The organism is Micromonospora sp. NPDC049257, assembly GCF_040678915.1.
Taxonomy (GTDB): Bacteria; Actinomycetota; Actinomycetes; order Mycobacteriales; family Micromonosporaceae; genus Micromonospora; species Micromonospora antibiotica.
This window is the reverse complement of sequence record NZ_JBFAQU010000048.1, coordinates 1-19,812: the sequence shown is the minus strand read 5'-3', so window position 1 is coordinate 19,812 and position 19,812 is coordinate 1. Positions and strand designations below refer to the sequence as shown.

Below are 19,812 nucleotides of genomic sequence, written 5' to 3'. Positions count from 1 at the left end.
GTGGCCGCCGCAGCACCGCTGCGGCGGCCACCCCGCCCGGTCACCCCACCGTGCAGGGGGTGCCGTTGAGCACGAAACCGGTGGGCGGGACGTTCGGGCCGCCGTAGGACCCGACGAAACCGGCGGTGGTGCTGCCCCCGGCGGCGATCCGCCGGTTGTCGTCGGTGCTGGCGACCGTCACGGTACGCCCGGTCTGCGTCCAGGTGGCGCTCCAGCCGCTGCTCACCTGCTGCCAGCCGGTCGGCCAGCTCCAGGTCAACGTCCAACCGTCGACGGGGTTCGCCCCGTTGTTGACGATCTCGACGTTGCCGACCCAGCCGTTGCCCCAGTCGCTGGCGGTGGTGAGCCGGACGGTGCAGGCGCTGTCGGCCGGGCCGGCGGTGGTGAACGTGACCGGCGACGACGACCAGGACACCTTCCCGGCGGTGTCCCGGGTCAGCACGTTGAGCGTGTACCGGGTGCCCGGGACGAGGTTGTCCACGGTGAACGAGGTGCCGGCCGTCTCACCGAGCTGCTCGCTGACCGTGCCGTTCTGCCGGTACACCTCGTACTTGGCGATCGGGGCGCCCTTCGGCGGGGCCGGCGACCAGGAGATCGTCGCCGACCTGTCGGTCACCCCGCTCGCCGTCGGCTGCCCCGGCGGGGCCGGGTGCGCGGTGACCGGGGACGAGGGCCGCAGCACCAGCGTGGTCAGCGAGTACGCCGGCAGCGTCCGGCTGGCGGCGCTGCCCGACTGCCCGGTGACCACGCCGGACGCCCCGTTGGTCAGCGAGTACGTCGTCGGCGCGGCGTCCAACGGGGTGAAGCCGGCGTAGTCGATGGTGACCGGTCGGGCGTTGGCCGGGTCCTTGTTGACCAGCAGCACCGCGAGATCCCCGTCGGCCCGCCGCACGGCGTGCGCGGTGACCAGCGGCTCGTCGGTGGCGGCGCGGACGAACTGGTCACCCGGCCGGGCGAAGAGGTTCATCATCGACAGCCCGTGGTACGGCGCGAACGGGGTGTTCAGCGGCGGTTCGCAGACCGAGTTGTCGGCGGTGCACCCGCCGCTGGACAGCAGCCCGAAGTCGCCGTAGTCGGTCTGCCCGCCCACCTGCGACACGGTGCCGATGCCGTTGTGCACGTTCCACCACTGCACGGTGAAGACGCCGTTCTCCAGCAGGTCGCTGTAGGCGTCGGCGAGGAACAGCGCGCCCGGCTGGGTGTTCTGCCCGGTGCCGACGTTCAGCTCGGTGAAGCTGATGCCGATCCGGGTGGCGTTCGGGCCGGCGTACCGGGCGAGCTGGTCGCGCAGCAGGTGGGCGGCCTCGTCGATGTGGGCCGTGCGGGCCAGCGACTCGGCGGCGGTGCCACCCGGGTACCAGTGCACGTCCACGAAGTCGATCTTGGGGCCGGCGATGGAGAGCACGGTCCGGTTCCACGGGCCCGGGTCACTGCCGGCGGTGATCCCGTCCGGCCAGTTCCCCGGCATGGTCAGCACCGCGCCGACCTTGACCGTGGGGTCGACCGCCTTCATCGCGTCGGCGTAGTCGACCACCAGCCGGGCGTACTGGCTGGCGCTCTTGTCGGCGTGGTCGTCGGCCTCCCAGGCCGACCCGTAGTGCCCGTTGCCGTAGTTCTCGTTGCCGACCGTCCACCACTTCGCGCCGTACCCCTTGGTGACGTTGGCGTAGCGCACCCAGTCGGCGGCCTCGGCGGGGGAGCCGGTGCCGTAGTTCGCGATGATCATCGGCTGCGCGCCGACCCGCCGGGCGGCGGCCATGAACGTGTCGAAGTCGGTGTTCGGGGCGACGTACCCGCCGGGCGCGGTGTGGTCACGCCAGTGGTAGATGTCGGCGTACGAGCCGCCCGGGTAGCGCATCATCCGCACCCCGGCGGCCTTGAGCAGGTCCGACGTCTCGGCCGTGCCGAGCTGGGAGTCCCAGATGGCGTGGTTGACGCCCAACGCGGTGGCCGGCACGGTGGCCAGCCCGGCGTTGGCGTTGACGGTCACGGCCACCGGGTCGGCCGCCGCGTCGGCGGGCGACGGGGCGGTCACGGCGAGCCCACCGGTGGCGAGCAGCAGGCTCGCGGCGAGCGCCGTCCAGCGCTCCCGGCGACGCGACGGGCGCGACGACGGGGCGGAATCTCTGTTCATACGGGTTCCTTCGTGGGTCACCACAGCACACCGCCCGGCCGGTCGGGGTTGCGTCGCCCACGAGGGCGTCGAGACGGCGGGCGGGACTGATGGACGGGAGTGCTGGCGTCGTTCCGTCGTGCTTGTCGCCGTCCCCCGGAAACCCAACGGCTCCCGGTTGCCCTGGACGACTGTCAGCCCCGCGCGCGGCAGCCATCGACGCACCAGAATCCCACGACGATCGTCGCGAATTCAAGGCGGTGGGCCCGGGTGATGCCGTGCCGTGCCGCCGGTCGGCCCGGTCGCACGGCCGGGACGGCTCAACGCCGGGCAGCCACCCTCGCCGCGACCCCGGCCACCCGCACCACCACGGCCATCCGCCGGGGCCGGGAGACGACCGCCGGCCGGGTACGCAGGCAGTCGCGCACCACGTCGGCGGCCCGCTCCACGCTGAGCAGCATCGGCTTGACCGGTGACTTCGCCATCTTGGTGTCGACGAACCCGAACCGCACGACGGTCACCCGCACCCCGTGCGGGCGCAGCGCGCCCCGCAACCCCACCAGGTACGACGTCAACCCGGCCTTGGCGGCGGCGTACCCGGGTGCCTGGGCCGACGGGGCGGCGTCGGCGAGGCTGGACAGGCCCACGAGGTGCCCGCCGCCCCCGGCCACCATCGCCGGCACGACCACCTCCACGGTGCGCGCCGCACCGATCAGGTTGACCTCCAGCGCCCGGGTCTGCGCCGCCAGGTCACCGAGGTCGAAGAACTCACCGACCCCCGCCGCGTAGACGCACACGTCCACCCCGCCGAGCCGGTCGACCGCCCCGGCCAGCACCGTGCGGTAGGTGTCGCCGGTGACGTCGGCGACGTGGTGGGTGTACCCGGGGGCGGTCAGGTCGCTGCCGCTGCGGGACACCCCGGCGACCGTCCAGCCGGCCGCCACCAGTTGCCGGGTCAGGGCCAGCCCGACGCCGTCGCTGTTGCCCACCACGACCGCCCGTCGCCCCTGCGCATCCATGCCCGGACTCTAGCCACCACCGTCCGGCCCGGACTCCGCAGACCACCGCCCGGCCCGCGACACGACGCCACCCCGCCCACCGGGTCGGTGGACGGGGCGGCGGCGCAGCGGCAACCGTCAGGGCTGGCCCTGGTAGATCTCGTCGTCGGCACCCCGGACGAAGAGCCGCACCAGACCGCCGTAGACGCTTCCCGCCGGAGCGGAGATCGTCTGGCCCGGGCCGTCGACCGTGCTCCAGCCCGTCCACGCGCCGGAATCCTGGAGATACCAGGCGGTGCGCAGGTCGTCGCCGCCGGTACGGACGAAGACGTGCAGCCCGCCACCGTAGACCAGGGCGGCCGGCGCGGACGCCGCCCGTGCGGTGCCCGGCACGTCGCTCCACCCCGACCAGGCCCCGGTGGACAGCGAGTACCTGTTGGTGCGCACGTTGCCGTTCGTGCCCCGGACGAAGACGTGCAGGTCACCGCCGTAGATGGCGGCGGACGGGGCCGAGTTGGCACCGGTCGGGCCGGCCAGGGTCGCCCAGCCGGACCAGGCGGCGGTGTCCAGCGTGTACTGGTTGGTGCGGACCTTGCCGTTCGCGCCCCGGACGAACAGGTGCAGTTGGCCGCCGTAGACGGTGGCGGACGGGGCCGACGACGCCGACGTGGTGCCACCGACCGTGCTCCAGCCGGACCAGGCGCCGGTGTCCAGGGCGTACCGGTTGGTGCGGATCTTCTGGTCGGACTGCACGAACAGGTGCAGTTCCCCGCCGTAGACGGCCGCCGCCGGTGCCGAGGTCGCCATGGCGTCACCGGGGACGGTGGACCAGCCGGACCAGGCGTCGGTGTTCGTGTCGTATCGGTCGACCCGTACCTGCCCGTCGGGGCCCTGCACGAAGACGTGCAGGTCGCCCCCGTAGGTGGCGGTGGCCGGCGCGGACCGGGCCTGCGCCGTACCCGGCACCGGCGTCCAGCCCGCCGCCCGCGCAGCCGAGGGGCGGGTGGCGGTGCCCACGGTGCGGGCCTGCGCCGCCGCGTCGCCCGGACGGGCGGCTGCGGAGGCGACGCCCGTGGCGGGGCCCGCCGGGTGGACGCCCGCCGGCACGGCGGCGGCGGGGGTGGCGACGAGGGTGACCACGCCCAGACCGAGAGCGAACGCGGGCAACCGGTACCGCACCAGTTTCATCGATCGATTCAGACGCATGCATGCTCCCTTGTGGACGACCGGTGGTGACGACGGCTCGGTCGCTTGCGGCTGGCCCACCGGGCTGCGAACCCGCCGTTCCCGCGCCGGCCGCCGCCCCGCATCCCCGGGCGACCCCCCGTCGCCGCCACCCTATCCACCCACCCCCGTCCCCACATCCACCAAACCACCCCCACCCGCTAGTGCGGACCGCCGCCGCCGGCGGTCCCGGTGGCGGCGGTGATCAAGAGGTTTACGTCACCCGGACCGGTTCTCCTGACGCAAAGCTCTTGATCACCGCCAGTGGGTGCGGTCAGACGACCGCGCAGGGGGAGCCGTTGAGGGTGAAGAAGGGCGGTTTCGCGGTGTTGCCGGTGTGGTTGGCCTGGAAGCCGATGCTGACCGAGCCACCCGGGGGGATCGAGCCGTTGTAGGAGACGTTGGTGGCGGTGACCGCCCCGCTGGTCGGCGAGTAGGTCGCGTTCCAGCCGCTGGTGATGGTCTGCCCGGCGGGCAGGGTGAACGCCAGGTTCCAGCCGTTGATCCCGGTGTCCCTGAGGGTGGTGATCGTGATCGCGGTGGTCAGGCCCGTGTTCCAGGCGTTCACGGTGTAGGCGATCCGGCACTCGGCCCCCGGGCCCGGGGTGGTGGGCGTGGGCGGGAACGGCGTCGGCGGCGTGGTGGTCGGCACCGGCGGCGTCGTCGGAGGCGGCGTGGTGGTGGGCGGCGGAGTGGTCGGGGGCGGGGTGGTCGGCGGTGCCGTGGTCGGGGGCGGGGTGGTGGTCGGCGGGGCGTCCAGGCCGAAGAACCGGATCGCCTGCGCCGCGTCGACCGGCAGGTTGTGCGTCACTCCCTGCATGCTGATCGCCTCGACCGGCGCGGTGCCGCCGCTACCGCCGTACCGGGTACGGGTGTAGCCGGCCTGCGGGGTGTCGGTGAACGTCGGCGTCTGGCTCAACCCCTGCACGTTGGTCCACTGCTTGACCTCCTCGCCGAAGTTCGGATAGCGCAGGGTCTCGTCGTTGGTGCCGTGCCACAACTGCATCCGGGGCCGCTTGCCGGTGTACCCCGGGTAGGCGTTGCGGACCAGGTCACCCCACTGCTGCGCGGTCTTCGTCACCTGCCCGTTGGCGCACTGGCTGTTCCACTCCGAACCGTCGGTGGTGGCGAAGCAGCCGAACGGCACCCCGGCGAAGGCCGCACCCGCCGCGAACACGTCCGGGTAGTCACCGAGCAGCACGTTGGTCATCATCGCCCCGGACGAGGTGCCGGTGGCGAAGATCCGGTTCGGGTCGACGGGGTACCGGGCCCGGACGTAGTCGACCATCGACTTGATGCCCACCGGATCGCTGCCCCCGTCGCGGCGCAGCGCCTGCGGGGAGGAGACGTCGAAGCACTTGCTGCTGCGGGTCACCGACGGGTAGATGACGATGTAGCCGTACCGGTCGGCCAGGGCCGCGTACTGGGTGCCGGAGTAGAACGCCGGACCGCTGCCGGTGCAGTAGTGCACCGCCACCAGCAGGCCCGGTCGGGGAGCCACGGTGTTCGGCACGTACAGGTACATCTGGAGGTTGCTCGGGTTGGCCCCGAAGTTGGTCACCTGGGTCAGCGCCGCCGCCGAGGCCGGGGTGGGGGCGGCGATCGCGGCCAGCGCGGTGAGCGCGGCGGCGACCAGGGCGGTGCCGAACAGTTTGATCCTGGATCTCATGGGCGGGTTCCTCCGGAGGATCGCGGACATACGGATCTACCGATCGAGGCTGCCCGGCGCTCGATCATGTCCGGCTCAGGAACATCCATGAGTATCGTTAGCCTGTCGTCGGCTCGCAAGGCGACCCGTACCACCGGAACTTCCGGTCGCCGCCGGGCGTGGACACCGGCGAACGGCGGGACCACGCCAGTGGATAATGACCCCATGCGTGGTCCTGCGATGACGGACGTCGCCCGCCTCGCGGGAGTCTCCCACCAGACGGTCTCCCGGGTGCTCAACGACCACCCGAACGTCCGGGAACAGACCCGGGTACGGGTCCGCGCGGCCATCGCCGAGCTGGGCTACCGACCGAACCGGGCGGCGCGGGCACTGGTCACCGGCCGCTCCCAGCTGATCGGGGTGGTCGCCCAGAACAGCACCCTGTACGGTCCGGCGTCGCTGCTGGCGGCCCTGGAGCAGGCCGCCGCGTCGGCCGGCTTCGCGGTCAGCGTCGGCAGCGTCAGCACCCTCGACCGGCGGTCCATCTCCGCCGCCGTGGAGCGGCACCTCGACCACCGGGTCGCCGGCATCGTGGTGATCGCCCCGGTGGCCTCGGCCGACGAGGCGCTCGACCACCTGCCGCACGGGGTGCCGCTGGTCACCGTCGACGGCGATCCGGCCCGGGAGGCGGCGCTGGTCACCGTCGACCAGGCGGCGGGGGCCGGGCTGGCCACCCGGCACCTGTTGGACGCCGGGCACCGCACGGTGTGGCACGTCTCCGGCCCGGCGGACTGGTTCGACAGCGCCGGCCGGGTCGAGGGCTGGCGGGCGGCGCTGCGGGCGGCCGGCGCGGAGGTGCCGCCGGTGCTGTCGGCCGACTGGAGCGCGGCGTCCGGCTACCGCTGCGGGCAGATGCTGGCCCGGATGCCGGAGGTGACGGCGATCTTCGCGGCCAACGACCACCTCGCGCTGGGGGTGCTGCGGGCGCTGAGCGAGCGGGGGCGTCGGGTGCCGGAGGAGATCAGCGTGGTCGGCTTCGACGACGTGCCGGAGGCGGCGTACTTCATCCCGCCGTTGACCACCGTGCGCCCCGACTTCGACGCGGTGGCCCGCGCCGGCCTGGCGATGCTGCTACGCCAGATCGAGGCCGGCCCGGGAGCGGTCGAACGGCACACCATCGCCCCCACCCTGGTCCACCGCTCCAGCGTCACCGCACCCCCCACCTAACCCCCACCCCACCCCCACCCCCACCCCCACCTGGCGGCGGTGATCAAGAGGTTTGCGTCAGGTTGGAGATCAACGGTGACGCAAACCTCTTGATCAACGGGGTTGGCGGCGGGGTTGGGGTGGGTCAGTTGTAGGGCATGGTGGGGAACCAGCCGATGCCGAAGATCGCCGGGACCCGGAGGTCCCAGTAGACGACGGTGAAGACGCCGAGGGCGACCAGCAGGGCGCCGGTGACCAGCGCCGAGCGGGTCGGGTCGGTCATCCAGCGCAGGAAGCCTCCCCGGGTGACCAGCACGACGACGACGAAGAGCAGCGTCACGATGACGATGTTGCCCAGCGACTGGAGGGTGAACGCCGCCGCGCCGTACAGCGGGTTGCCGGTCTCCACCGCCCAGTGGAAGAGCTTGTTGAACAGCGGGTACGGCCGTCCGATGAGGAAACCGCCGATCAGCGCCCCGATGAGCACCACCCGGGCCACCGGCCGCCGGGCGAACACGTCGGGCACCAGCCCGAGAGCACCCAGCCCGAGCAGGGCGAGCACCAACCCGATCACCCCGAAGACCACCGACGACTGGATCAGCCGGACCGGCATGCCACCTACCGTCTCGGTGGACAGCTGCGGCAGGCTGTCGCCGATCAGCACCCCCACCGCGCCGTACGTCGCGGAGACCGCGATCATCCCCAGTGCCAGCCAGCCCACCGGGCGGACCAGCGTACGCAGTTGGTGGCGCAGCCGGGTGGGCGATCCGGCCTGGCTCAGCGGCCCGACCGACGCGACCATCGCGATGTTGCAGGCGGTGAAGGTGCCGGCGAACCCGGACACGAAGGCGAACAGCAGCCCCGCGCCGGTGCCGCCGATAGCGGTCGCCTTCGCGTCGTGGCCGAGCAGGTTGTTGGCCACCGTGTCACCGATGACCGAGTCGACGAACTCGAACGACCAGAGCACCGCCAACAGCACCCCGGCGGCAGCGCTGACCAGGGCGGCGGTGCCGTGCCGGGCGGGTGCCGGTGAGACCGGTCGCACCGGCGTCGGCGACACCGGCCGGCGGGGTGCCGGGGAATCGGGGCTTTCTCGCAGGGCCATGGTGCCTCGTCTCTGCCGATCCGGGCGGGCCCACGGCCGACCGACAGCGACCCGACCCGGCAGGCGCCCGGCCCACCGGGCCCCGGGCCTGACGGGTGACGCCGTGTGCCGTCGCACCCGCCGGGCAGCGACCGCTGCCCGCTCACAGCATGCCGACGCGTACCGGTGCGGTCTTATTCGAGCGTGCCGACTTTTCTCGGCCTGTCGAACCGCCGGGCCGAACCGTCCGACCCGCGCAGCACCCGCGCCGCCACCGTCGGCGCGAGCAGCCGGCGCGGTGGGTCGACCAGGTTGAGCACCCGCAGGAACGCCGCACCGAGCGTCGGGTTCGCGGTGGCGGCGGCGTGCAGCCGGTGCACGTAGGCGTTGGTCAGCCGGACCCGCGCCGACCGGGGGCCGGGGACCTCGGGGAAGCGCAGGTCGGTGCCGACCGCGATGGACCACGGCATGTCGATCACCCGGGCCGCCCGCCGGAAGAACCGCCGGGCCAGCCCGTGCGGCCCGGCGGGCAGCAGCCGGGCCAGCTCCACCGCCTGCAACGCGGCCGCCGTGATGCCCTGCCCGTAGATCGGGTTGAAGCTGCACAGCGCGTCGCCGAAGACCAGGTAACCGGCGGGGAAGCGGCGCAGCCGCTCGTAGCGGCGGCGGACGCTGGCCGGGAACCGCATCCGGGCCGGCGCACCGAGCGGGCGGGCCTGCCGCAGCAACGCGCCGATCTCCGGCGCCGGCAGGCTGTCGGCGAAGGCGAGCAGGCCGGCGTCGTCGAGCGGCGGTTCCTCGCCGAACATGCCGCTGAGGGCCACCGCGAACCGGTCCTGCTCCTGCACCGCCACGATCCCACCGCGGGTACGACCGGGCACCGCGTTGGTGAGGACCCCGAGCAGCCCGTCGAGCTGCTGTGGTTGACGGTGGTAGAGCCGGGTGACGTAGGTCAGCCCGACCGGCACCTGTTCCTCCGGGGCGGGGCGGTAGCCGAGTTCCGCCAGCCACACCGGGCTGCGGGTGCCCCGCCCACCGGCGTCGACCACCAGTTCGGCGGAGAGTTCCCGGGTGGTCGAGGGGCCGTCGGCCCGGCGGTGCACGCGTACGCCGGTCACCCGTCGCCGGTCCGGTGTGGTGGTCAGGGCGGTGACCTCGTGGCCGGGCAGGATGGTCACCCCGGGCAACGCGGCCACCCGGTTGCGGATGACCTGCTCCAGCAGGGGGCGGCCCACCCCGATCGCCCGCAGTCCGGACGCCGCCGGCTGCATCAGGTAACCGTCGTTGTACCAGCGCACGTCGCCGTGCAGGTCGATCAGGGGCGCACCGAGCGCGACCAGCTCGTCGGTCACCCCGGGCAGCAGTTCCTCCAGTACCTGCCGTCCCCGGTCCAGCAGCACGTGCAGCTGTCGGCCCTGCGGCACCCCGCGTCGACTGGCGGCCTGCTCGGGCAGGGGATCGCGGTCGACCAGGGTGACCCGGCCGTGGGTTTCGCTGAGCACGCGGGCGGCCAGCAGCCCGCCGATACTCGCGCCGACCACCACCGCGCTGTCGGTCGCCATGCTCCGACGCTAGGCGTACGGCTGTCGTCCTGTCGTCTCGCAACGTGCGCTTCATCGACCATTGACGTGGTCACCGTACCGGGGAAGGGTGACATGATGCGACGGCGCGAATCCCATCCGTCGTCGTACGACGTGTTGCGGGGCGACCGTACCGACCCGCCGGGGCGCCGTCGCCCGGTCCGGCACGGGCGGGTCGGGGCCTGCCCCGGCCGCGGCCTCCGCGTCACCTGACAGTGCTGATCCGGACGAAAGGACTCCTCGTGCGCCGCTTCCCGCGAACGTCCGTCTTTGCCGGTGACCCGGTGCCGCGCCGCCACCCGTGGCGTCGGGTCGTCGCCGCCGTGGCCGGGCTCGTGCTCCTGCTGGTCGCCGCCCCCAACGCGGTCGCCGGTCCGCCCGGTCCGGCCGGGACGGCCGACCGGGCGCTGCCCCCCGGGTTCCGGCACGGCTTCGTCGAGGTCGAGGGGACCCGGCTGCACTACGTGCGTGGGGGGAACGGACCGGCGTTGGTGCTGCTGCACGGTTGGCCGCAGACCTGGCAGGCATGGCGGCCGGTGCTGCCCGCGCTGCGCGCCGGCCGGACGGTCGTCGCGTTCGACCTGCCCGGTCTGGGGGACTCCGCCGCGCCGGCCGGCGGGTACGACAAGGCCACCACCGCCCGCCGGTTGCACGCCGCGACCCAGCAGCTCGGCCTCGGCCGGGTGGAGTTGCTCGGCCACGACGTCGGCGCGTTGGTGGCCTACCCGTGGGCGCGGGACTACCCGGCCGACGTGTCCCGGATGATCGTCATCGAGACCGCGCTCTCCGGCTTCGGCCTGGAGGACCTCTACAGCCGCAGCTGGCACTTCCTGTTCAACGCCACCCCGGCGCCGACGCCCGAGCTGCTCATCGACAACTCGGACGTCGAGGTCTACCTGGACCGGATCTTCGACTTCTCGTCCCAGCACGACACCATCGACCGGCCGGTCTACTACCGCGCCTACCGCGACCCGGCCGACCGGACGGCCGGCTACGAGTACTACCGCGCGTTCAACACCGACATCGCCGACAACCGGGCACAGGCCGCCGCCAAGCCGGTGACCGTGCCGGTGGTGGCGATGGGCGCGGCGTTCTCCTTCGGCCCCGGGGTCGCCGCCTCCTACCGGCAGGTCGCCACCGACGTGCGGCAGGTCGTCGTACCGGACTCGGGCCACTGGGTCCCGGAGGAGAACCCGCAGTTCCTCATCGACTGCACCAGGTTGTTCCTCGGCCTGCCCGGGGCGCCGACTCCGACTCCGGCGCTGGCCGGCTGCGCCGCCTGATCCACGGCGCCCGGTGCCCCGCACGTCGTACGTGCGGGGCACCGGCGGATCGGGGCCCGGCGCGGGTGCCGCCAGCCGGCCGGGACGTGGGTGCCCGGGTGGAGCCGGTCAGGCCAGCGCGTCGAGCGCGGCGCGGTCCGCCGGGGTCAGGCGCAGCCGGGCCGCGGCCATGTTCTCCTCGAGGTGCCGCACCGAGCTGGTGCCGGGAATGACCAGGATCGCGGGTGAGTACGCCAGCAACCACGCGATCGCGATCTGCGCGCGGGTGGCGTCGTGCCCGTCGGCGATCCGGTCGACGGTACGCCGCTGCGTGGCGCTGAAGTCCGGCCCGAACGGCAGCTGCGGTCGCCCGGTACGCCCGCTGAGCAGCCCCGCACCCAGCGGGAAGTACGGCACGAAGGCGATCTGCTCCTCGGTGCACCGGTGCAGCACGTCCAGGCAGTCCCGGTCGAGCAGGTGGAACCGGTTCTGTACCGCGGCGATCGGGATCGTCGCCCGGGCCTGGTCCAGTTGTTTCAGGGTGACCCCGCTGAGCCCGACGTCGCCGACCAGGCCCTCCTCCCGCAGCCGCACCAGCATCGCGAACGACTCGGAGAACCGGGCCCCGCCCGGGCGGAGCAGCCCGTCCCCGCCGACCCGCAGGTAGACCAGCTCCAACCGGTCCCGGCCCAGCCGGCGCAGGTTCTCCTGCACCTGCCGCCGCAGCTGGTCAGGGGCCCCGGCGGGCACGAAGTCGCCCCAGTTGTCGCGTACCACCCCGATCTTCGTGCCGATCACCAGGTCGTCGGGGTACGGGTGGAGGGCCTCGCGGATCAGGTCGTTGGCCACGTGCGGGCCGTAGAAGTCACTGGTGTCGAGGTAGTTCACCCCCAGCTCGACCGCCCTGCGCAGCACGGTCAGCGCCGCCGCGTGGTCGTCCGGGGGGCCGAAGGAACCGGGACCGGGCAGTTGCATGGTGCCGAAGCCCAACCGGTTGACGCTCGACCCGTCGCCCAGCCGGAGCCGGCCGGCCTCCGGTGCGAGCCTGTCCGACAGTGTCACCGTTGCTCCCCTCGGGGGACGCCGCGCGGGGCGACGCCCGTGTGTGCGGGTCTGCCGGGCGGCGGGAGCCGGCGGGACGCCCGCCACCCGTCGGCCATCCTTCCGGACGACCCGGTCACCATCCGGCAGGCCGGTGCAGCGTGTCGGGCACCGGGTGACCCTGCGTGAGCCTGGTGGTGGCCGCCACGCGGCGGCCGGGACGCGCCGGGGCGTGCGGCGGGCGTCGCGGACCCGGTGCCGTCGGCGGGTTCCGTGCGGGGCTGCGGGGGCGTCGCCGACCCGGTGCCGTCGACCGGGTTCAGTGCAGGGGACGCGGGCCGAAGCCGAGTGCCCGGTCCACGCCGATGTGGAAGAACCAGCAGGCGGCCACGAGCGCGAGCACCGACCATCCGGTCGCGTCGAGGGCGTGCGCGAGGCCGTACCCGGCGAGCAGGACGAAGGGGGCGACGTAGGTGTGTCCCAGGTTGTAGACGATCGCGCCGACTCGGTGGTCGACCGCGTAGCCGAGCATCGACAGGTCGAAGACGAGGAACAGGGCGAACAGCCACCACCAGGCGAAGCCCGTCAGGACGAGCAGGACGACGGCGGCCCCGGCGACGGCTGCGCCCTCGACGCGGTGCAGGACCGGCACCGGGGTGGCCGGCGGGTTGCCCCGGGCGGGCACGGCGCTCACGGGTGCTTCCAGTTCTCCAGGGCGGTCAGCATGCTGTTGACGGCCCTGTCGTAGCTGCGTTCGAGGTCGGCGGCGAGCTTGAACGCGCCGGCCGTCTCCAGGCTGACGAAGCCGTGGATGACCGAGCGTAGGAACCGGGTGGCGTCGATCGCGTCGTCGCCGAGGAGCTGGTAGCCGGCGAGCACGCTGTAGATCACCTGGAGGGCTGCGGCGCTCGCCTGCTGGTCCTCGACGTCGTCGGGTTCGGGTGCCCGGATGGTCATCGGGTACTGCATCGGGTGTTGCCGGGCCCAGGTGCGGTAGGTGGCGGCCAGGCTGCGGACCGCGTCGTCGCGGGCGCGGCCGATGCACGCCTGGGCGACGGCCGCCGACAGGTTCGCCTTGGCGCGGAGCATGATGCCCCGGCGGAGCCCGGGAAGGCCGTCGATGTGCTTGTAGAGCGACGGGACGCGGACGCCGAGGCTGTCGGCGAGCGCGGCGAGGGTCAGTTCGTCGGTGGGGTGGGCTTCGAGCAGTTGTGCGCCGCGCGCGACGACGACGTCGGTCGTGAGGCCGGCCCTAGGCACGGGCGTGCACCCTGCTGAGGAAGTCGAGCACGGCCCGGGCGGTCAGCTCGGGCTGCTGGGACTGCGGGTAGTGGCCGGCGTCGGGCACCATGACGACCTCACCGCGCAGGGTCTCGCCGATCCAGGCCGCCTCGGCCGCCGGGTCCTTGAAGTCGGGGTCGCGCTCGCCCATGACGACCAGCACGGCGGTGTCCACCTCGGCGAGCCGCGCCTCGGCGAAGCGGTGGTCGGTCTGCCGGGCGGTGCGGGAGAACGCCGCGCCGTAGCCGGGCTGCCGGAGCTTGGCCACGACGGCCGCCCGGTAGTCGGCGAAGTCGGCCGGCTTGGCGCCGGCGTAGAGGGTGGGCAGGTAGGCCTTCCAGACGTGGGCCACCCACAGCGGCGACATGAGCAGGTGGAAGAGGCTGCGCATGCCCGGCGGCTGTCGGGGGTTGCGGACGAACGGCCCGACGAGCACGAGCCCGCAGACCTGCGCGGGGTGCTCGGCGGCGACGATGACGCCGGCACCGGCGGCCAGTGAGTTGCCGACGACGACGGCCGGTCGGCCGAGTTCGTCGATCAGGGCGCTGATGTCGGCGGCCGTCTCGGGGTCGCCGTAGGAGGTGAAGGTGGTGTCGCTGTCGCCGTGGCCGCGCAGGTCGGTGGTGACCACCGTGTAGCCGGCGTCGACCAGGGTCGGGGTGAGGAAACGGTACGACGAGCGCAGTTCTGCCATGCCGGGCACGAGGAGCACGAGCGGGCCGCTGCCCTGGACGTCGTAGGCGATGCGGCCCTCGGCGCGGTGCAGGTAGCGGGTCGGGGGCGGGTCAGCGTTCCGGGAACCGGTCATGAGGCTAGCTTAGCTAGCTCAAAAGCTAATCGCAATAGCTTTTGCTGTCGGGGGAGGTCGGCGGGGTTCGTGACCAGCTCAGCACGCCAGCCGGACCGGCGGGCGGGATCGGGAAACCCGCACGCCGGTCCGGTCGGACAATCCTCACGAATTGGTAGTTGATGTCTTAAAAGTGACTCTGTGGCCCGGTGCGGCTCACAGCCGGACCAGACCACCGTCGGCCATGATGGTCTGCCCGGTGACGAAGGCGGCGTCGTCGCTGGCCAGGAAGGCCACCGTGCCGACCACGTCCTGCGCCTCGCCCGGCCGCTTGATGGCCTGCATCGCCGCCACGTGCTCCTGCGCCGCCCCCGCCATCGGGCTCTCCGCGAGCCCGGGGGTACGCGACAGCGTCGGCCCGACCGCGTTGACCGTGATGCCGTACGAGGCGACGTCGCTGGCGAGCGCCCGGGTGAACCCGATCACCCCCATCTTGCTGGCCATGTAGTGGGTGAACCCGGGCAGGGCCAGGCCGACCGAGTTGGAGGTGAGGTTGACGATCCGCCCCCACCGCGCCTCGCACATGTGGTGCAGCACCGCCTTGGTCATCAGGAACTGCGAGTCGAGGTTGACCGCCAGCACCTTGCGCCAGGCCTCGTACTCCAGCTTGAAGATGTTCTTGGCCGGATAGATGCCGGCGTTGTTGACCAGGACGTGGCAGCCGCCCATCCCGGCGGTGATCTCCGCGCCGATCCGGGCCACCTCGTCGGGGTCCGAGACGTCCCCGGTGACACCGAGGGCCTTGCGCCCCTCGCCCTCCACCAGCGCCACCGTCTCGATCGGGTCGACCAGGTCCACCGCCACCACGTCCATGCCCCGGCGGGCCAGGCCCTGACAGATCGCCTGCCCGATGCCCCGCCCGCCGCCGGTCACCACGGCGATCCGGTTACCCGTGCCCGTCATCAGCCCCACCCCTTCGCCGTGGCGTCCTGGTCGTCGACGACCGGCCCGGACCGCCCGGCGGCCAGCCGCAGCGCGCCCGACGGGCAGAGGTCGACCGCGACCCGGGCCTCCTCGGTGTCGACCGGTTGCCGACGCAGCAGCACCCGGCCGTCCTCGCTCTGGTCGAACAGGTCCGGCGTGGACAGCACGCACTGCCCGGCGCCGATGCACAGGCCACGGCTCACCACCAGCGTCGTCGTCGGTTCCTCCGCGCCCACCGGCTCACCCCCCTCCACCGCGGTCCCCCTCACCAGGTCACCGGCAGCCGGTCGAGGCCGTAGATGTTCGACTCCTTGCGGAACGGCAGGCCGTCGAGCTCCTCGGCCAACCGCAACCCGGGGATCCGGGTGAACAGGGAACGGAAGACGATCTCCAGCTCGGCGCGGGCCAGGTTCTGCCCGATGCACTGGTGGATGCCGTAGCCGAAGGCCATGTGGTGCCGGGCGCCCCGGTGGACGTCCAACACCTCCGCGTCGGGGAAGACGTCGGTGTCCCAGTTCGCGGAGGCGAACGACAGCAGCAGCCCGTCGCCGGCCCGGACGGTCACCCCGCCGACCTCGATGTCGGCGGTGGCCACCCGGGGCAGCGCGTCCACGACGGTGAAGTAGCGCAGCAGCTCCTCCACCGCCAGGCCCATCGCCGCCGGATCACCGGTGACCACGGCGAGCTGGTCGGGGTTCTCCAACAACCCGGCCACCCCCAGGGAGATCATGCTGGCGGTGGTCTCGAAGCCGGCAACCAGCAGCAGCATCGCCAACCCGACGAGCATGTCGTGGTCGAACAGCGGGGTCTGCCGGTTCTGCACCACCAGCCGACCGAGCAGGTCGTCGGTCGGTTCCGCCTCCTTGGCGGTCACCAGGCGGTCGACGTAGGCCCGCAGCTCGCTGCTGGTCTGCTGGCGCTGCTCGGCGGAGACCGTCCGGCGCAGCTGCGCGTCGGCGCTGCGCACGATCAGGTCGCGGTCCTCGTACGGCATGCCGAGCAGTTTGGTGATCATCGAGGCGGGGACCGGCAGCGCCAACGCGGCGACCAGGTCCACCGGTTTCGGCCCGGCCAGGATCGCGTCGATGCATTCGTCGACGGTGCGTTGGATGTGCGGACGCATCTCCTGCGCCCGGCGCAGCGTGAAGTCACCGATCAGCATCCGCCGCTGCGGACCGTGCTCCGGCTGGTCGAGCCCGATCAGCGAGCGGCCGACCGCGGCGATGTTGCGCCGGGTCTGCGGGGTCACCGGCTCGGTCAGCGGCAGGTTGGGGTGGAACCGGTTGGCGCTCACCCGGGGGTCGGTCAGCAGCCGGCGGACGTCGGCGTAGCGGGTGACCAGCCAGGCGAGTTGCCCGTCCGGCACCCGGACCCGGCTGACCGGCGCCTCGGCGCGCAGCCCGACGTACTCGGGGGCAGGGGCGAACGGGCAGGTCCGGGGCATCGGGAAGTCGGGTGCCTCCCCGGTGGACGCCGCATCGGCGGCGTATGTGCTGTTGACGGTCATCACGGTCCTTTCGCGGTGTGCGTCGGTGGGCCCGGACGGTGGCGACCCGGCACGCGGAGCCGACGGCGTACCCGGTGGCGACCCGGGACGCGCCGCGGCGGCGCGGGCCGGCTCATCCCGGATGCCGGGCGAGATGGGCGAGCAGGGCCGCGGAGAGCCGGTCGGGGGCCTCCTCGGGCACCCAGTGCGACACCCCGTCCAGGGCGAGGAACTCGTACGGGCCCTTCACCCAGGCGGCGGTGCCGTGCGCGGCGACCGGCCCGACACCGATGTCGGCACTGCCCCAGACATAGAGCGTCGGCACGTCGACCGGTCCGGCCTCGACGTCCTCCGGCCGGGTCGCCCGGTACCAGTTCAGCGCGGCGGTCAGCGCGCCCGGCGCGGTCAACCGGTCCAGGTAGGTCGCCAGCTTCGCCGGCCCCACCGCCGCGCCCAGCATCCGGCGCAGCAACGCCGCGTCGTCGGCCAGCAGCATCCCCTCGGCCTGCCCCGGCTGCCGGAACATCGCCAGGTACGCCGAGCGGCTCTGCTGGTCGGGATCGGCGGCCAGCGCGTCGGCGAACGGCCGGGGATGCGGCACCGACACCGCGGTGAAGGTGCGCAGCAGCTCCGGGTGCCGATCGGCCACCGCCCAACCGATCGCCGCCCCCCAGTCGTGCCCGACCAGGTCGAACCGGTCCCAGCCGAGCTGCCCGGCGACCGCGACGACGTCGGCGACCAGGGCGTCCATCCGGTACGCGTCGACGTCGTCGGGGCGTACCCCGGGGGAGTAGCCGCGCTGGTCCGGTGCGACGGCGTGGTGACCGGCGGCGCCCAGCGCGGCGAGTTGGTGCTCCCACTCGACGGCCCCCTCGGGGAAGCCGTGCAGCAGCAGCACGCCCCGGCCGTCGGCGGGGCCGGCGGTCAGCGCGTCGAAGGTGCCGGCGTCGGTGGTCAACCGCAGCGGTGTGGTCATGCCGGCCGCCCGGCCCGTGCGGCGGCCACGTCGCGGTACTGGTCGACCAGCCGGTGCAGCGCCGGGACCAGGTCGTTCGGGGTGGGCAGGCCGGCCACCTGGGTCCGCAGCCGTTCGGCGTTCGCCTTGAACGACGGGTCCTTGAGCACCCGGGCCAGATCCTCGGCGAGCGCCTCGGAGGTGAGGTGGTCGGCGTCGGCGACGAACCGGCCGGCCCCCTGCTGTTGCAGGCCGTTGGCGTGGGCCAGCGGCCCCCACCACTGGAAGCCCCAGTGCGTCCCCGGAATGATCAACTGCGGGACGGCCTGCTCGATGGCGGTGGCGAAGGTGCCCGCCCCGCCGTGGTGCACGATCGCCGCGCAGCTCGGCAGCAGCATGGCCAGCGGCACGAAGTCGACCACCCGGACGTTGTCCGGCAGCTTCGGGATGGTGGCGAGCTGCTTGGCGTTGAAGGTGGCGATCACCTCGGCGTCCAACCCGCTCACCGCGTCCAGCAGATCGGCGGCGGGAGCCTCGGTGCCGCGCCCGTTGCGGTGCGACTCGCCGAGGGTGAGGCAGATCCGGGGCCGCTGCTGCGGCTCCCGCAACCAGTCGGGGATCCGGGCCGGCGGGTTCACCGCGATGTGCCGCACCGGCACCAGGTGCAGCCCGTCGGGCTGGTACTGCCACGGCGGCATCGGGTCGATGGTGAAGTGCCCGACGGCGACGTCCTCGTCGAACCGGGTGCCGTAGCCGGTCAACACCCGGTCCAGCCAGTCACGCAGCGGATCGCCCTCGTCCCGGGCGGCCCGGCGCAGCTGGGTGATCCCGTCCGGGCCCATCATCATCCGGGCGTGCGGCACCCCGCACACGGTGGCCGCGGCCGGCGCGGCGTACACCATGGAGTCCCAGACCACCAGGTCGGGCCGCCACGAGCCGATCAGCGCGACCAGGTCGGCGATCATCTCGTCGGTGGAGAACAACGCGAAACCCCAGGACGCGCGGGACAGCTTCTCCAACGGGTTGTCCCGGGGGAAGTCCTGCTGCAACGGCATCTCCTGGCGTTCACCGGGCGCCATCACCACCGCAGGCGCCTCGCCGGGGCGTACCCCGGGGTAGAACGCCGGCATCTCCGTGCGCGTCCGACCCACCTCGACCGGGACGAACCCGGCCGCGATGATGGCGTCGGCGATCTCGGGCTGACTGGCGACGCGGACGTCGTGTCCGGCCGTGCGCAGCGCCCACGCCAACGGCGTCATGATGTGCAGGTGCGCCTTGTTGGCGTGCGGCACGAAGAGCACTCTCATCCGGTCTCCCTCAGCTCGGTGTGGCCTGGCTCGGCAGGCGCGGCGGCCGGGACACGACCGGCACGCGGACATGCTGCTGCGCCCCCCGTCGACCTCCTCCCCACCATGATCTCGGCCCGGTCGCCCCCGGACATCTCCATACATGCCCTTTCCCCGTCGGCCACCGGGCATCGTCGAAGTAGGAACCCGCCGCCGACCTCTCCATACTCGACGGACAGGCGGCCCCACCCCAGCTACCGGCCGCCCACCGGTCGGGTGCCCCGCACGGCGGCACCGCCGGCCGCCGTCGTGCTCGCGCCGCGCGCGACCGCCCGGCCAGCTGCCGGCACGGCCTTCCCTGCCCGTACGACGAAAGGGACCCCTATGTTCGCCGACGCCGACCCTGCCCTGATGGAACCCCGAGACTTCGCCCGACTGGTCACCGCCACCCCCGTCGACGAACTGCGCCGGGTGATGGGCGGCCCGCACCGCCGCACCATCCTCGACGGCATCTTCGTCCGGATGCCCACCCTGTTCCGGGCCGACCGGGCCGGCAACACCGAGGCCGTCCTGCACTGGAGCGTCGGCGACCGGCGCGAGGGCACGGTGGACACCTACGAGATGGTGATCGCCGGCGGCGAGTGTGTGCTGTCGGAGCGGCCGGACCGGGAGCCCCGGCTCACCCTGACCCTCAGCGACATCGACTTCCTCAAGCTGGTCAGCAGCAGCGCCAACCCGGTCACCATGTTCGTGCTGGGCCGGATGAAGGCCAAGGGCGACCGGGGACTGGCCATGCGCATCCCCACCCTGTTCGACATCCCGAAACCCTGACCCGGACGCGGCGGCGGGGGGGGGGCCGCCCCCCCCCCCCCAAAAC

General features: G+C 73.1%; 18 protein-coding genes. 3 read left to right on the top strand and 15 right to left on the bottom strand.

Features of this window, described 5'->3' with window-relative positions:
• Window positions 1-40: 40 nt before the first annotated feature.
• The 4 genes from AB0K25_RS31530 to AB0K25_RS31515 all read right to left on the bottom strand — a co-directional run bounded on the left by AB0K25_RS31530 (window position 41) and on the right by AB0K25_RS31515 (window position 6,004).
• Complete coding sequence (locus tag AB0K25_RS31530) at window positions 41-2,134, bottom strand: cellulose binding domain-containing protein (RefSeq protein ID WP_363823979.1); 2,094 nt, start codon at window positions 2,132-2,134, stop codon at window positions 41-43.
• 299 nt (window positions 2,135-2,433) lie between these two features.
• Window positions 2,434-3,132 carry an SDR family NAD(P)-dependent oxidoreductase gene (locus tag AB0K25_RS31525; protein WP_219462720.1) on the bottom strand — a complete coding sequence of 233 codons (699 nt, stop codon included), beginning with the start codon at window positions 3,130-3,132 and terminating at the stop codon, window positions 2,434-2,436.
• Between the two features lie 117 nt (window positions 3,133-3,249).
• Window positions 3,250-4,317, bottom strand: coding sequence for a hypothetical protein (locus AB0K25_RS31520; protein ID WP_363823977.1), 1,068 nt, complete (start codon window positions 4,315-4,317; stop codon window positions 3,250-3,252).
• A 292-nt stretch (window positions 4,318-4,609) separates the two neighbouring features.
• Window positions 4,610-6,004: a PHB depolymerase family esterase gene (locus tag AB0K25_RS31515; protein WP_357534379.1), complete on the bottom strand. Its 1,395-nt coding sequence runs from the start codon at window positions 6,002-6,004 to the stop codon at window positions 4,610-4,612.
• Window positions 6,005-6,223: 219 nt separating this feature from the next.
• On the opposite strand from AB0K25_RS31515, the gene AB0K25_RS31510 reads away from it, so the two are divergent.
• Window positions 6,224-7,210, top strand: coding sequence for a LacI family DNA-binding transcriptional regulator (locus AB0K25_RS31510; protein ID WP_208566834.1), 987 nt, complete (start codon window positions 6,224-6,226; stop codon window positions 7,208-7,210).
• A gap of 124 nt (window positions 7,211-7,334) precedes the next feature.
• Here AB0K25_RS31510 and AB0K25_RS31505 read toward each other — a convergent pair whose 3' ends face one another.
• Both AB0K25_RS31505 and AB0K25_RS31500 read right to left on the bottom strand, forming a co-directional pair.
• The gene (locus tag AB0K25_RS31505) at window positions 7,335-8,294 is read right to left on the bottom strand and encodes a hypothetical protein (protein WP_255597612.1); all 960 of its coding nucleotides are present in this window, start codon (window positions 8,292-8,294) and stop codon (window positions 7,335-7,337) included.
• A gap of 173 nt (window positions 8,295-8,467) precedes the next feature.
• On the bottom strand, window positions 8,468-9,835 hold the full coding sequence (locus tag AB0K25_RS31500) for an FAD-dependent monooxygenase (protein ID WP_219462716.1): 1,368 nt from the start codon (window positions 9,833-9,835) through the stop codon (window positions 8,468-8,470).
• 260 nt (window positions 9,836-10,095) lie between these two features.
• Here AB0K25_RS31500 and AB0K25_RS31495 point away from each other — a divergent pair, with 260 nt between their 5' ends.
• Complete coding sequence (locus AB0K25_RS31495; protein WP_308290787.1) at window positions 10,096-11,136, top strand: alpha/beta hydrolase; 1,041 nt, start codon at window positions 10,096-10,098, stop codon at window positions 11,134-11,136.
• Between the two features lie 108 nt (window positions 11,137-11,244).
• Here the strand turns inward: AB0K25_RS31495 and AB0K25_RS31490 are convergent, their stop codons facing one another.
• The 9 genes from AB0K25_RS31490 to AB0K25_RS31450 form a co-directional block, all read right to left on the bottom strand.
• Window positions 11,245-12,177 (bottom strand): oxidoreductase, encoded by a 933-nt coding sequence (locus tag AB0K25_RS31490; RefSeq protein WP_363823974.1) that lies wholly within the window; start codon window positions 12,175-12,177, stop codon window positions 11,245-11,247.
• Window positions 12,178-12,475: 298 nt separating this feature from the next.
• On the bottom strand, window positions 12,476-12,850 hold the full coding sequence (locus tag AB0K25_RS31485) for a DUF4260 family protein (RefSeq protein WP_363823972.1): 375 nt from the start codon (window positions 12,848-12,850) through the stop codon (window positions 12,476-12,478).
• Complete coding sequence (locus AB0K25_RS31480) at window positions 12,847-13,416, bottom strand: TetR-like C-terminal domain-containing protein (RefSeq protein ID WP_219462713.1); 570 nt, start codon at window positions 13,414-13,416, stop codon at window positions 12,847-12,849. The genes AB0K25_RS31485 and AB0K25_RS31480 overlap by 4 nt, the downstream gene beginning before the upstream one ends.
• A complete protein-coding gene (locus AB0K25_RS31475; protein ID WP_219462711.1) occupies window positions 13,409-14,245 on the bottom strand; it encodes an alpha/beta hydrolase in 837 nt (278 codons plus the stop codon). The genes AB0K25_RS31480 and AB0K25_RS31475 overlap by 8 nt, the downstream gene beginning before the upstream one ends.
• A 195-nt stretch (window positions 14,246-14,440) precedes the next feature.
• Window positions 14,441-15,187, bottom strand: coding sequence for an SDR family oxidoreductase (locus AB0K25_RS31470; RefSeq protein ID WP_357016196.1), 747 nt, complete (start codon window positions 15,185-15,187; stop codon window positions 14,441-14,443).
• Window positions 15,187-15,417: a (4Fe-4S)-binding protein gene (locus tag AB0K25_RS31465; RefSeq protein WP_208566830.1), complete on the bottom strand. Its 231-nt coding sequence runs from the start codon at window positions 15,415-15,417 to the stop codon at window positions 15,187-15,189. The genes AB0K25_RS31470 and AB0K25_RS31465 overlap by 1 nt, the downstream gene beginning before the upstream one ends.
• A gap of 56 nt (window positions 15,418-15,473) precedes the next feature.
• Window positions 15,474-16,715, bottom strand: coding sequence for a cytochrome P450 (locus AB0K25_RS31460; RefSeq protein ID WP_208566658.1), 1,242 nt, complete (start codon window positions 16,713-16,715; stop codon window positions 15,474-15,476).
• A gap of 112 nt (window positions 16,716-16,827) precedes the next feature.
• Complete coding sequence (locus AB0K25_RS31455; RefSeq protein WP_363823970.1) at window positions 16,828-17,670, bottom strand: alpha/beta hydrolase; 843 nt, start codon at window positions 17,668-17,670, stop codon at window positions 16,828-16,830.
• Window positions 17,667-18,956 carry a nucleotide disphospho-sugar-binding domain-containing protein gene (locus AB0K25_RS31450; protein WP_219462705.1) on the bottom strand — a complete coding sequence of 430 codons (1,290 nt, stop codon included), beginning with the start codon at window positions 18,954-18,956 and terminating at the stop codon, window positions 17,667-17,669. Before AB0K25_RS31450 ends, AB0K25_RS31455 begins: the two co-directional genes overlap by 4 nt.
• 363 nt (window positions 18,957-19,319) lie before the next feature.
• Here AB0K25_RS31450 and AB0K25_RS31445 point away from each other — a divergent pair, with 363 nt between their 5' ends.
• On the top strand, window positions 19,320-19,766 hold the full coding sequence (locus AB0K25_RS31445) for an SCP2 sterol-binding domain-containing protein (RefSeq protein ID WP_208566655.1): 447 nt from the start codon (window positions 19,320-19,322) through the stop codon (window positions 19,764-19,766).
• The last annotated feature ends 46 nt before the right edge of the window (window positions 19,767-19,812 follow it).